Annotated in this window: 12 protein-coding genes; 3 read left to right on the plus strand and 9 right to left on the minus strand. The window is 69.9% G+C overall.

The genetic code is table 11. The annotated features are described in order from the left end of the window. Positions 1-74: 74 nt before the first annotated feature. Positions 75-866: a TetR family transcriptional regulator gene (locus ACFWU9_RS29025; protein ID WP_384323585.1), complete on the minus strand. Its 792-nt coding sequence runs from the start codon at positions 864-866 to the stop codon at positions 75-77. Continuing rightward, the gene (locus ACFWU9_RS29030; RefSeq protein WP_384323587.1) at positions 863-2,392 is read right to left on the minus strand and encodes an MFS transporter; all 1,530 of its coding nucleotides are present in this window, start codon (positions 2,390-2,392) and stop codon (positions 863-865) included. Before ACFWU9_RS29030 ends, ACFWU9_RS29025 begins: the two co-directional genes overlap by 4 nt. A 194-nt stretch (positions 2,393-2,586) precedes the next feature. Between ACFWU9_RS29030 and ACFWU9_RS29035 the strand changes: the two genes are divergently transcribed. Next, a complete protein-coding gene (locus ACFWU9_RS29035; protein WP_384323589.1) occupies positions 2,587-2,859 on the plus strand; it encodes a chaplin in 273 nt (90 codons plus the stop codon). A 156-nt stretch (positions 2,860-3,015) separates the two neighbouring features. On the opposite strand, the gene ACFWU9_RS29040 is transcribed toward ACFWU9_RS29035, so the two are convergent. The 5 genes from ACFWU9_RS29040 to ACFWU9_RS29060 form a co-directional block, all read right to left on the minus strand. Beyond that, positions 3,016-3,882, minus strand: coding sequence for a tyrosinase family protein (locus tag ACFWU9_RS29040; RefSeq protein ID WP_384323591.1), 867 nt, complete (start codon positions 3,880-3,882; stop codon positions 3,016-3,018). A gap of 21 nt (positions 3,883-3,903) precedes the next feature. Next, the gene (locus ACFWU9_RS29045; protein WP_384323593.1) at positions 3,904-4,476 is read right to left on the minus strand and encodes a tyrosinase family oxidase copper chaperone; all 573 of its coding nucleotides are present in this window, start codon (positions 4,474-4,476) and stop codon (positions 3,904-3,906) included. Positions 4,477-4,637: 161 nt separating this feature from the next. Further along, positions 4,638-5,480: a glycoside hydrolase family 19 protein gene (locus tag ACFWU9_RS29050; RefSeq protein WP_384323700.1), complete on the minus strand. Its 843-nt coding sequence runs from the start codon at positions 5,478-5,480 to the stop codon at positions 4,638-4,640. A 409-nt stretch (positions 5,481-5,889) separates the two neighbouring features. Further along, a complete protein-coding gene (locus ACFWU9_RS29055) occupies positions 5,890-6,345 on the minus strand; it encodes a GNAT family N-acetyltransferase (protein WP_384323595.1) in 456 nt (151 codons plus the stop codon). 28 nt (positions 6,346-6,373) lie between these two features. Continuing rightward, entirely contained in the window at positions 6,374-7,168 is a 795-nt protein-coding gene (locus tag ACFWU9_RS29060) for an SDR family NAD(P)-dependent oxidoreductase (RefSeq protein ID WP_384323598.1), read from the minus strand. 212 nt (positions 7,169-7,380) lie between these two features. On the opposite strand from ACFWU9_RS29060, the gene ACFWU9_RS29065 reads away from it, so the two are divergent. Continuing rightward, the gene (locus tag ACFWU9_RS29065) at positions 7,381-8,364 is read left to right on the plus strand and encodes a fibronectin type III domain-containing protein (RefSeq protein ID WP_384323600.1); all 984 of its coding nucleotides are present in this window, start codon (positions 7,381-7,383) and stop codon (positions 8,362-8,364) included. 46 nt (positions 8,365-8,410) lie between these two features. On the opposite strand, the gene ACFWU9_RS29070 is transcribed toward ACFWU9_RS29065, so the two are convergent. Then, complete coding sequence (locus tag ACFWU9_RS29070; RefSeq protein ID WP_384323602.1) at positions 8,411-9,526, minus strand: DUF6397 family protein; 1,116 nt, start codon at positions 9,524-9,526, stop codon at positions 8,411-8,413. Between the two features lie 182 nt (positions 9,527-9,708). Beyond that, the gene (locus ACFWU9_RS29075) at positions 9,709-10,128 is read right to left on the minus strand and encodes a roadblock/LC7 domain-containing protein (RefSeq protein ID WP_384323603.1); all 420 of its coding nucleotides are present in this window, start codon (positions 10,126-10,128) and stop codon (positions 9,709-9,711) included. Between the two features lie 597 nt (positions 10,129-10,725). Between ACFWU9_RS29075 and ACFWU9_RS29080 the strand changes: the two genes are divergently transcribed. Beyond that, entirely contained in the window at positions 10,726-12,699 is a 1,974-nt protein-coding gene (locus ACFWU9_RS29080; RefSeq protein ID WP_384323605.1) for an ABC transporter ATP-binding protein, read from the plus strand. The last annotated feature ends 34 nt before the right edge of the window (positions 12,700-12,733 follow it).

A 12,733-nucleotide genomic window follows, 5' to 3' on the forward strand; every position in this document is an offset into this window, starting at 1 on the left:
ACCCATATGAACCGCAAGCGGACTGTGGGGGTCGGTACGAAACGGTACGAGGCACCGCGAGGTTCCGCGACCGCTCAGCGATCCGCTTCCCCGGGCTCCGCGGCGGGCCGGGCGCCGTCGGAGTGGTCGGGATGCCCGGTGATCAACAGCTGGAGAGCGGGGGCGTAGAGGTCCGCGAGCTGTTCGGCGGTGGCGAGCTCGCCGGCGCCGCCGGGGCGGTGGAGGCTGAGTGTCGCGCCGAGTCCCAGGAGCTGGCCGGTGATCAGCTCCGCCCGCAGCTCCTTCTGCGGCCCCTCGACGAGACCGGCCAGCCGGGCGGTGACCTGCTCGCGGAAGCGCTCCCGCAGCAGGGTCCGCTCGTCCATGTTGCCGAGGGAGAAGACGACGCGGAGCAGGGGGTCGGAGAGGTTCTCGCGGCGCAGCCGGACGACGGTCAGCACGAGGTGGCGGCCGAGGTCCTCGGGCGGCACGGCGAAGAGTCTGTCGGCGGCCGGGCCGAAGTCGGCGACGGTGTTGAAGAGCCGCTCCTTGGTGCCGAAGCGTTTGACGATGAGCGAGGCGCTGACACCGGCGTCGGCGGCGATGCCGCGCATGGTCACCTCGGCGTACGGGCGCTGGGTGAACGCGCGGCGGGCGGCCCGCAGAATCGCGAAACGACCGGTGCCGGGGTCGGCGCCGGATTCGGCGCGGGGGGCTGTGTCCTGGGCGGCACCGGGGGCGGTGTCCGCGTCGCTCGCCTCGTCGGCGGCTTCGCGGCTCGCCTCGTCCGAGACCTCGCCCGAGACCTCGTCCGGCACCTCGCCCGTCGTCGCGTCCGTCGCCTCGTCCGTCGCCTCGTCGGCCGCGGCGGCATGTCCGGTCGTCATGCGCCCTCCTCGGCGAATCTGCGGCGTGCGGCCTGCTCCTTCCCGACCGTACCCGCCTTGGCCGCCGAGGCACGGCCCGGCAGGCACAGGGTGACCGCCAAAGCGAGCAGCGCCGCGCCCGCGGCGATGAGGAAGACCAGCAGATACGCGTGGAGGGTGGGTGCGGTACGGCCCCCGGCCCGGAAGGTGATGTTGGCGAGGACGGCGGCGACCACCGCGCTGCAGAAGGCCTGTCCGACGGAGCGCATCAGGGTGTTGAGGCCGTTGGCCGCACCGGTCTCGCCCGGGGGCACCGAGCGCATGACCAGGGCCGGCAGGGCCGAGTAGGCGATGGCGGTACCGGCCGCCACGACGGTCGCGCCGCCGATGATCGGCCACAGACTGTGACTGGTGAAGAAGCGCACCACGTACCCGACGGCCATCACGGCGGCGGCGAGCGCCAGGGCCGTCCTGGGGCCGTACTTCGCGGAGATCCTCGCGGACACCGGCGACAGCGCCACCATCGCCAGCCCGCCGGGCAGCAGGCAGAGCCCGCCCACGACTATCGACGCGCCCAGTCCGTAGCCGGTGCTGGTGGGCTCCTGCACCATCTGGGCGGTCACCAGGGAGTTCGCGTAGAAGGCGAAGCCGATGAGCAGGGCGGCGATGTTCGTCAGCAGCACGGCGGGGCGCGCGGACACCCGCAGATCGACCATCGGGGACGTGGTGCGCAGCTCGTACGCGCCCCAGAGCAGACCGACGACGAGCGCGAGCACGAGCAGGCCGAGGGTGCGTGGGGAGGTCCAGCCCCAGCCCGCCCCCTGGGTGACGGCGAGCAGCAGGCTGACGAGCGTGACGGAGAGACCGAGCGTGCCGACGGCGTCGAACCGGCCTCGGGAGCGGAGGGGCGACTCCGGGACGAACCACAGGACGAGCAGGATGTCGATCAGCCCGAGGACACCGGAGGCCCAGAACATGGTGTGCCAGTCGAAGTTCTGGACGACGAGTGCGGCCACCGGCAGTCCGACGGCCGCGCCGATCCCGAGGGTCGAGCTCATCAGGGCGACGGAGGACAGCAGCCGCGCGGGCGGGAGTTCGTCGCGCATGATGCTGATGCCGAGCGGTACGACGGCGAGCGCCGCGCCCTGGAGCGCCCTTCCCGCGATCAGCACACCGATCTGGGAGCTGAGGGCGCACATGACCGAACCGACGACGAGCACACCGAGCGAGGCGACGAGGACTCTCCGCTTCCCGTACATGTCGCCGACGCGGCCGAGTACGGGCGTGAAGACCGCACCCGTCAGCAGGGTGATCGTGACGAGCCAGCTCGCCGCCGCCGGGGTGCTGCCGGTCAGGGAGGGGACGTGCGGGAGCAGGGGCACGACGAGCGTCTGCATCACGGCGACCACGACACCGCAGAAGGCCAGGACGGCGACGAGGAAGCGGCTGCTCCCCGACCTTGATCGCGAACCTGACTCCGGGGCCGGGTCCGGGGCTGACTCCGGGGCCAGCTCCGGGGTCGGCCCCGGTATGTGCGCTGCGGGCATCTGCTCTCCGTGGATCCGCCGATGGGGGGTGCACAAGCGTTCACCCCGAGGGTAAACACGCGTGCACCCCTTTGTCACATGCCCGTCTCTCACCAATTGGATCAATTTCGTTACCGAGGGTGAGTTTGCGCGTTGAACGTGCGTGAAGGCCGCGCATCGTGCGGCTGGGCTCGAAACGTTCAAGGAGAAACTTGATGTCGCGTATCGCGAAGGCAGCTGCTGTTCTCGCCGGCACGGGCGCCGTGCTGGCCGGCGGTGCCGGTATGGCCGCTGCCGACGCCGGCGCCGAGGCGGCGGCCGTCGGTTCGCCCGGAGTCCTTTCCGGCAACCTGATCCAGGTGCCCGTGCACATCCCGGTCAACCTCTGCGGCAACACCGTCGACGTGATCGGTCTGCTCAACCCGGCGTTCGGCAACACCTGCGTCAACGCCGACGGCAAGCACCACGGCGGCGGCTACGGCCGCTGAGCCTCCGGCACCGGGATGTACGTCGTCGACGCGCGTCCCTGACGCGGGTTCTTGACTGAGGCATGGGACAACGGCCTCCCGCATACGATGCGGGAGGCCGTTGCGCGTGGGGTCGAGGTCAAGCGTGAGTCCCCGGGCCGCGCCGAGTGGCACGGCTCAGGATTCGTAGCGGTACAGACTCTTGTGGCCGAGCAGCTCCGACGGCTTCGTCCGCCACGGCGGCATCGGCTCGTCCAGGCTGATGGCCCGGCCCGACTGCGGATCGTCTGCGTCCAGCTTCCGGCGCGGCAGATAGGTCGCCTTGGGGTGCTTGTGCTGCCAGCGGTCCCAGAGCAGGTCGACGAAGGCGTGGTGGAGCCAGAAGACCGGGTCGTGGGGCGCGGTCGCGCCCAGCATCTGACCGCCGACCCAGCGATGGACACGGTTGTGATTGCGCCACCGTGTCTTGTCGCTGCCGGCCGTCCAGCCTTCGAGGCGGTTACGGAAACCGCGGGTGACCGTGGAGTCCCAGGGAGCGGCGTCGTAGACGGACTCGTTCATCGCCCAGGCCAGTTCGTCCTTCGTGGGCAGCGCGATCGGGGAGGTGGGGCGGCCGAAGGCGCGGACGAGGAACTTGCGCTCCAGCACCCCGTCGTTGATGGTCCAGTTGCCCGCCTCGTAGGCGAACGCCCCCGTCATGACCTGCCCGTCGGCCGAACGGCCGTCACCGCCGAGGAAGTCCTCCGACCAGAGGGAGGCGGCCGGCGTGTTGTCGGTGGTCCAGTCCCAGTACGGCACCGTCACCTTGGGGTCGATGCGCTGGAGCGCCCGCTCGAACTCCAGCAGATACTTGCGGTGCCACGGCAGGAACGACGGCGCCATGTGGCCGGTCCTCGGTCCGTCGTCTCCGTCGGCCCGGTAGTACCGGACATGCTGACGGACGAACTCGTCGTAACCGCCCTGGCGTTTGAGCTCCAGGAGCGTGGTGACGAAGCGCTTCTTCTCCGCGCTGGTGAGATTCCGCTGATTCTTTCTGATGTGCACCGTGGAGGGTCCTCCCCTGCGTCAGTGAAGTGCCGGGCCGGCGAGCGCGAGGCGGGTGGCGCCGAGGTCGTCCACCGCCGCGCGGGCGGTCGCGAGGGCGGTCGGGAACGACTCGAAATGGTTGACGACACTGACGTAACTCCCGTCGGCGCGACGCATCATGTGCAGGGGCCGACCGTCGATAGTGACTCCGGCTTCCGTTCCCTTGATGTGCCGGCCCCCGTACATCTCGTCGAAGAGCTCCGCCGCCGGCGGGCCCGCCGCGTCCGCACCCGCGCCGGGCGGGGCCGGCTTGCGGGGGCCGGTCCGAAGAATGGGCGTCAGAGCCGCCGCCGTACCGCCGATCACCCCGAGGGCGAACATCGCGCGCAGGAAGAGACGTCGGGTGCGGCCGGGCGTTGGTTCCGCGGGGAGTGACGTAGGTGACGGTGACGGCGCGGGCGGAGGGGTGGTCACTCCGGTGGACGCGACGGCGTCGGTCCCGGCGCCGGGGGGTTCGGGGGGCCGGTGCGACCGAGGTGGCACAAGGGCCAGAGCCTCCGTGGGCCGTGCCCCGAGGTCGGGCCCCGGCTCCAGCTTGGTACCGCCTGCCATGGCGAGCCTCCACTCGTCGGCCGTACCCCGCCGCACGGATGCGGCGGGGTACGGACACTGATCGGTTCGGGGCAGATGGCTCTCTGCCCCGAACCAGTCAACGAGGAGGTCGCAGAAGGGTTCTCTGAACTACATCCGATTGTCGTAGTGAAGCCGGGGGGTCAGCAGCTGAGGTTGCCACCGGGCGTGGTGCCCAGGATCTGGACGAACGCCTGGTACTTGGCGATCCGGCTCTGGACCTGGCCGGGGTTGCCGCCGTTGCATTCGAGACTGCCGTTGATGCTGCGGATGGTCTCACCGAAGCCACGGCTGTTGACCATCGCGTTGTGCGGGGTCATGGTGCCGGGACCGTTCTGGGTGTTCCAGTACCAGAGACCGGTCTTCCAGGCGACGGCCGCGTCGTTCTGGACGAGCCAGGGGTTGCGCAGCAGGTCGATGCCGAGCGCGTCACCGGCGGCCTTGTAGTTGAAGTTCCAGCTGAGCTGGATCGGACCGCGGCCGTAGTACGCGGCCTGGCCGGCCGGACAGCCGTACGACTGCGAGGTGTCGCAGTAGTGCGGGTAGTTGGCCGTGTTCTGCTCGACGATGTGGACGAGACCGCCGGTCTCGTGGCTCACGTTGGCGAGGAAGGCCGCGGCCTCCTGGCGCTTGATGGTGTCGCTGCCGGTGTTCGCGAAGGCCGGGTAGGCGCTCAGCGCGGCCTTGAGACCGTTGTAGGTGTAGAAGGAATTCCGGCTCGGGAACATCTGGTTGAACTGCGACTCGCTGACCACGAAGCCACTGGGGTCCGTCCCGCCGCCACCACAGGCGCCGTTGTCGGCCCATACGTCGACCGTGCCGGGTCTTTCGTTCTGGGTCCACCACTTGGCGGTGTAGTTGCGGCCGTTGTACGACGCGGTGTCGCCGCCCCAGTAGACGGTGGACGCGTTCCAGCCGGTGGCGCACGCGGCGGCCGAGGTGGCCGCCGCCGAGGTCGAGGCGGGCAGGAGAACCGCCAGGGCCATGGCCGAGACCAGGGCGGTGAACAGTGCAAGGATTCGCTGACGCAAACGACTCACTCCTTCTTCGCGGCCGTCGGTGAGCGACGGCCGCCATGGGGGTGAGGGAACCAAACCGGAATCCTCATTACCTGTCAAGGTCTAGACCAACTGGCCAGTTTCGACCCCTCACCCCCGGATCGGCCGGCGCGTGGCGGCTCTCGACAGGGATGAGCAGGACTTGTCCGTCGCGCCTCGCGCGGACGCCGGGGGGTCGTACCCGGCAACTCGCGACGGCCCGAGGCCGCGCGAAGCCCGACCGCGCCTCAGATGTGACGCGATCTCGCCCTTGGTCAGCCGACGCGGAGTCACCGGCTCCCCGGCGGAGGGCGGCTCCGTGGTGCGCGACCCCGGAGCCGGTCGCCGTCGCCCTCCGTCAGGGGTGCCAGCTGTAGCGGACGTCCGGCTCGTTCTCCTCGTTGCCCCGACCGTCGGTCTTCTCGACCGGAACGAACCCGTGGCGCTCGTAGAACCGCCGCGCCGGCCCGTTGACCTGGAACGTCCAGAGCGACAGCCCCTCCGGTCGGCGGCGCTTCGCCAGGTCGAGCAGCCGTGCGCCGATGCCGCAGCCGCGGTGGTCCGGATCGAGATACAGCTGGTCGACGTCCCCTCCCTCGATCACCATCATGCCGACGACCATGTCCCCGGTGGTCGCCACCCAGGTCTCCTGGGTCGGCAGGACGATGTCCCGGATCCACGCGTGCACCTGCTGCTCGCTGTGGGGCCGGGTGACACTCGGGAGGGCAGCGGCAAAGGATCTGAGCCACAGTCCGGAGATGTCGGACGCGTCGGCGGGTGTCGCGCGACGGACGACAAGTGTGTTGGTCTGCACAGCCAGCCATCCTGTCATCAATCAGAGTTCAGGGAACGATCGAGTCCACGTAACCACCGTCGACCCGCACCGCCGCGCCGGTCGTGGCCGACGCGAAAGGCGAACTGAGGTACACGACCATGTTCGCGATCTCCTCGGGCTCGATCAGCCGCTGAATCAGCGACTGGGGCCGGTGCTTCACCATGAACTCGTGCTGGGCCTCCTCCCAGGGAACGGACTTGTCGACGAGCTCGTAGACGAAGTCCTCCACACCGCCGGTGTGGGTGGGCCCCGCGATCACGCAGTTCACGGTCACCCCGGTACCCGACGCCGTCTTCGCGAAGCCCCGGGAGACTCCGAGCAGCGCGGTCTTGGAGACGCCGTAGTGGATCATCTCGGCGGGAGTGACGATCGCCGAGTCGCTGGCGATGTACTGGACCCGCCCCCAGCCGCGTTCGATCATCCCGCTGAGACAGCCACGCGTGAGCCGGACGGCGGAGAGGACGTTGACCTCGAAGTAGCGGCGCCACTCGTCGTCGTCGATCTCCATCGCGGGCCGTACGCCGTAGACGCCCAGATTGTTGATGAGGATGTCCACCTCCGGCACGGCTTCGAGGACCTGGTCCGCGCCGGCCTCGGTGGAGACGTCACCGGGTGCGGCCACGAACTCGCCGTCGGGAGACGCGGCACGCTGGCGTTCGAGAGCGGCGGCGACGGACTTCTCGGAACGCCCGTTCACCGCGACACGGGCGCCGGCGCGGGCGAGTCCGGTCGCGATCGCCGCCCCGATCCCGTTGGTGGAGGCGGTGACCAGAGCGGTCCTGCCTGTGAGGTCGATCCGCACGTTCGGTTCCTTTCAGCTGTCCGGTGGGCCAAGGTCATTGTGCGCGCGGGCGGGCGCCAAGGGGCCGGCGCGCGGCGCGGCCGGCGCGGTTCCGCCACCCGACGGCGGGCGTCGATTTCGAATTCCGACAGGCACCACCTCTTGAAGTGAACCCGACACTGTGTCATATATGTCTAGACCATTGCCCCTTGCTTTCGACGGAGGAGACGATCGTGCGACGGACCCCCACCCAGGTCGCGCTCGTTACCGCTACCGCCCTCACTCTCGTCGCCTGCGGTGGCGGTGACGACAAGGACTCGGAGGCGCCATCGGCGCCGACCGGTCTCAGCGTCCAGGCCGGCAGCGCGCTGTCCGCACACGTCATGTGGGAAGCGGCCAAGGACAATGTCGCGGTCAGCGGCTACGCGGTGTACCGGGGCAAGGACAAGGTCAAGGACGTCCCGCCGGAGACCCTGATGATCGACATCACGGGCCTGAAGCCGTCCACCGCCTACTCGTTCTCCGTGCGGGCCAAGGACGCGGCCGGGAACGTCTCGCCGCACAGCCAGAAGAAGCCCGTCACCACGCCCGCGGTGACCGCCGCGGACAAGAAGGCGCCGACTCGGCCGGTCAAACTGCGGGGCAAGCACAAGGGGTCGAAGGGCGCCCAGCTCAGCTGGAGCGCACCGGCCAAGGACGAGGGCATCACCTCGTACGACATCCTCCAGGGCGGCTCGAAGATCCACAGCGTCGGCGGCGACGCGACCGAGGCCGAGGTCACCGGGCTACGCCCGGGCACCGACTACTCGTTCACGCTCCAGGCGCGCGACGCGGCCGACAACACCTCACCGGCCAGCAAGCCGCTGGAGATCAGCACCCCGAAGGGCCCGGGCGACGACCCGGACACGGCCCCGATCAGCTTCAAGGCCGCACGGCACAAGAACCTCCAGGAGGGCGCGTACTACCTCGACATCTCCTGGCTGCCGCCGAAGGTCGAGGGTGAGGTGCCCTCGTACGAGATCCATCTCAACGGGAAGCTGACCACCACGCTGGTCTGGGGCAACAAGGCCCCGGTGGGCAGGACCACGGAGAGCGTGTTCGCCGGCAAGAAGCCCGGCGTCTCGTACAAGGTGAAGATCCGCGCGAAGCTGCCGGACGGGGAGTGGGGCAGCTTCTCCCCCGAACTCACCGTGGTCACCGGCGAAGCCGAGTCCTGACCGGGCCGGGCTGGGCTGGGCTGGGTCTGATAGCCCGGCCCTCCGGCTAGGGCCTGTCCGCTCCGGCGACGACGGGCCCGGCCGCGGTCTCCCTTCCCCGGTTTCGCCTGATCCTCAGCCGGGTCAGCAGCGGACGCCCTCGCCCACCCCCGTGCGGAACCGGTCCAACTGTCCGCAGCGGCACGGACGTCCGTGTCTGCCCGGGCGCCGGGTCCCGGTCCGTTGCCACTTCCGGCACGGATGTCCGTGGCGGATCTGCGGCGAATGGCGGTTCTGTGGCCCGTGGCTGTTCGGGGGCACGTCCCTCAAGGGGAGTCGTACCGCTCGGGCGCGGCGCCTGGCGATCGCGACGGGCGTCGGCCAGCAGCGCGGTCAGGCTGGAGCGGTGCCAGTCGATCTCGTCCTGATGGTCGGCGGTCAGCAACCGCCGTACGGTCTCGCGCCCCGCCTCCGATCCCGGCCGGCCCGGCGCGAGATCGGGCCGGAGCCGGTTCAGACACGCCCGCTCGTACGGATCCGGCACAAGCTCGGCAAGTTGGATCGGATCGAGTACGGAAGCGACGATCGCCGCGCGCTCCCACCGGTCGTCGCTCTCGTGCAGCAGCAGACCGATCCGGCGGCCCCGCCAGTTACGTGGACGACAGTCCTCCACCGTCCCTGCCTTCGCCCCGGACTCCGCCCCATCACCCCCGGTCCCGGCGTTCGCGTCGGCGTCGGCGTCCGGCGGATCGATTGGTGTCCGCGACTGCGTCTGTGGCAACCGACCCGTCAGCAGGCCCGGTTCACCGCTCGCGAACGCCCGTAGCTCCTCGGCCAGATAGAGCCAGACGACGGCCCGATAGCGATTGAGATAGAAGCGCACCGGCACCAGATACCCCGCACGCGCGAGCCGGGTGAAGCGGCCGACGCTGATCTCCATCAGCTCCGCCGCCTCGGCCGTGCCCACCGTCCGCACCCGCTCGCGCAGCGCGTCCGGAAAGCCCGCCGCCCGCCGAAGCCGCTCGACCTCCCCGCGCGCCACCCTCCGGCGGCCACTTACGGCCCCACCGACCGTGCGGACATGACCCAACTGGGTCGCCAGCTCGAACTCGCCCCGCTTCAGGCGCAGTTCCAGAGCGGCCCGGCCGGCGGCCAGTGTCTCCGAGCTTTCCATGACAGACATCGACGGTCTCCCCCGTGAGCGATTGACTACTCTCGGTGACAACCGTATCTCCGGGTCAAGAATCCCGCATGCCCTGTGGATAACTCTCCCGAGCCTCTCGGACAGGGCTCTTAGACAGGGGTCTCGGACGGACTCCAGGACAACTCCAGAACATCTCGGGCAGCACTCCAGGACGGCGTCTCTCAGGCGTCCGTGACCGTCGAGTGCGTGGGCGCCGACTGCCGTACCGCGATGCCGAGATGCTCGCCGACACGGTTCACCATCAGAGTCATCTCATACGCGATCTGACCGACGTCGGCCTCCGCGTCGCTCAGCACGCACAGGCAACTGCCGTCCCCCGCGGCGGTCACGAACAGCAGCGCCTCATCGAACTCGATCATGGTCTGCCGCGCCATGCCGGCGTTGAAGTGCCGCCCGGATCCCCGCGCGAGGCTGTGCAGACCGGAAGAGACCGCCGCCAGATGTTCCGCGTCCTCGCGCTCCAGACCGGAACTCGCTCCTGTCACCAGCCCGTCGTTGGACAGCACAAGCGCGTGCCGTATCGGCTCGACCCGACCGGTCAGATCCTCCAGAAGCCAGTCAAGTCCGTCTTCCAACGCCATTGATGTCCACTCTCCCCGTTCAGACAGGTACCGCGCCCTGTGCCCCGTATCTCCCCTGCCGGTCGCCAGCCTCGCGCACCGAATGCTCACGGGCAAGCGGTCCAGCGGCCTGGAAACATCACACGGAACCGGCCGTTCCCGCCAATCGGAACGATCACCATCGGTTCGGCCGTGTGCGTTCGCAACGCCTCGGCCCGCCTATGGCGACAGACCGCGCGCCCTCCCCAGCGTCCGGCGCCGAGCCGGGCCTTAAGTCAATTCACCGCCGCAACGCACTCACTCGATCGAGGCTCCGCCGACACATGAGTTAAACGAACACAGGATTACGGCCACTTTCCCGGAGAACGACCCGCCACCGCCCCAGGCTCGGACCTTCCCGTCGAGAATTCGCCTCGCTCCCCCGTTACGACCGCTTAATCAGCAGCGTTCATCCCACGCCCGGCACATCGACGTCGCTCCTGGAGGACCCATGAAGCTCGTCTCCACGCCCTTCGCCGTTCACCCCACGTTCGAAGAACCGCTGATCTCGGCCCCACCCCCGATGCGTCCGGTTGACGAATACCGAGACGCCCGAGGGGAAGTCCGGGGTGACGCCGCGTGAGACTGCTGAAGCGCCCCAAGCCCCCCGAGAACGTGGTGTCGGACAGCGAACGCGAACTGTTCGGCGGACCGCTCCGCTACGACAAGGGCTGGGCCGACCACGAGTGGGCCTCGCTCGAACTCAGCCTGCTCTCCGCCGTGCGCGCGATGCCGAGAATGGTCGCGGGCACTCTGCGCCTCGCCTGGCGGACGGACCGGCCTGCGCTGGTGTCCGTCGGCGTCGCGGAGGCCGGGCAGGGGCTTACGGCCGCGCTCGGTCTGCTGGTGGTCAACTCGGTGCTCGGCTCACTGCTGGCCGGCGGAAGCGCCGCCGACCGGGTCTCCGACGCGCTGCCCGCCCTGATCGTCGGCGCGCTGGTCGCGGTGGTGGGCGCGCTCCTGGCGTCGTGGTCGACATCGGCGGCCGGCCGGCTGGAGCCGAAGGTCGAACGGGCCGCGAACGAGCAGTACTTACGCGCCGCCGCAGGAGTGGAGCTGGAGGCGATCGAGGACGGCGAGTTCCGTCGTCTGATCGACACCGCGCAGTTCGGCCCGCCCTCGGCGCGGGAGATGATCGGCGCCTGCGTCGCCACCATGAACGGGATCATCTCGCTGCTCGCCGTCGGCGGCGTACTGACCGTGCTGCACCCGCTGCTGCTGCCGATGCTCCTGCTGATCGCGGCGCCGCGCGGCTGGGGCGCGATGCGGGTGTCGCAGCGGCGGTACGTGTCGGTGATGTCCTGGGTCGAGCACCTTCGCGCGAGCCGCCTCATCGCCGCACTGCTCACGTCCCGCTCGGCCGCGCACGAGATCCGGGTGCACGCCGTGGGCCCCTTCCTCCTGCGGCACTACCGCAACATGGCTGACAGCGCCGAGGCCGAGGCGACGCGCCTGGCCAAGGACAAGGCCGTCACCGAACTGCTCGCCGCCGCCCTGTCGGGAGTGGCCTCGCTCATCACGTACGGGGCGATGGCGGCGCTCATCATGTCGGGCCGGATGGACCTGGCCGTCGCGGGCACGGCGGTGGTCGCCGTCCGCGCGGGCTCGGCGAGCCTGGGCGCCCTGGTGATGAACACGAACTCGCTGCACGAGGAGTCCCTGTACGTACGCGACATGGAGAGGTTTCTCGCGGAGGCCGCCGACAGGTCCATCCCGTCGGGCGGGCTCCCGGTCCCCGAACCGACGGAGGTGATCACCCTGGAGGGGGTCTGCTTCAGGTATCCGGACCGGGAGACGCCCGCGCTCTCGGACCTCTCCCTGGTGATCCCGGTGGGCTCGGTGGTCGCCCTGGTCGGTGAGAACGGCTCCGGCAAGAGCACGCTCGTGAAGCTGCTCGCGGGCCTTCACCTGCCCGACAGCGGGCGGCTGGCGTGGGACGGTGTCGACATCGCCGAGGCGGACCGCGAGCAGATCTTCGACCGGGTGGCGCTGCTCACACAGGACTTCGAGCGCTGGCCGGTGACGGCGGCTGCCAACATCGAGATCGGCCGGCCGGACGCCGCCGACGGTGATCTGGAGGCGGCGGCCCGGTACTCGGGTGCGGACCTGGTCGCCGAGTCTCTGCCGAACGGCTTCCGGACCCTGCTGGCCCGGGTGTTCCGGGGCGCCTCCGAACTGTCCGGCGGGCAGTGGCAGAAGTTCGGCCTGGCCCGCGCGCACTACCGGGACGCCCAGGTGATCGTGGTGGACGAGCCCACATCGGCCCTCGACCCGGAGGCGGAGATCGCGGCCTTCGACCGGATCAGAGGGCTGGCCGACGAGCGGAGGGCCGTCGTGCTCGTCACCCACCGCATGTCGGGCGTGCGGTACGCCGACCTCATCTACGTACTGCACGAGGGCCGGCTCGTCGAACAGGGCGACCACGAGAGCCTGTTGGCGGAGAACGGCAGATACGCCGCGATGTTCCACATGCAGGCGGAGCAGTACGGCCACGGGGCGGGCGCCGGGACCGGGATTCCGCACCAGGACGGAGCCGGGGCGACCCCGTCCTGAGCGCGCGGGTCCGTCCTCCTGGGCCGGACAGCCG

This window comes from Streptomyces sp. NPDC058653, assembly GCF_042716895.1.
In the GTDB taxonomy this organism is placed as follows: Bacteria; Actinomycetota; Actinomycetes; order Streptomycetales; family Streptomycetaceae; genus Streptomyces.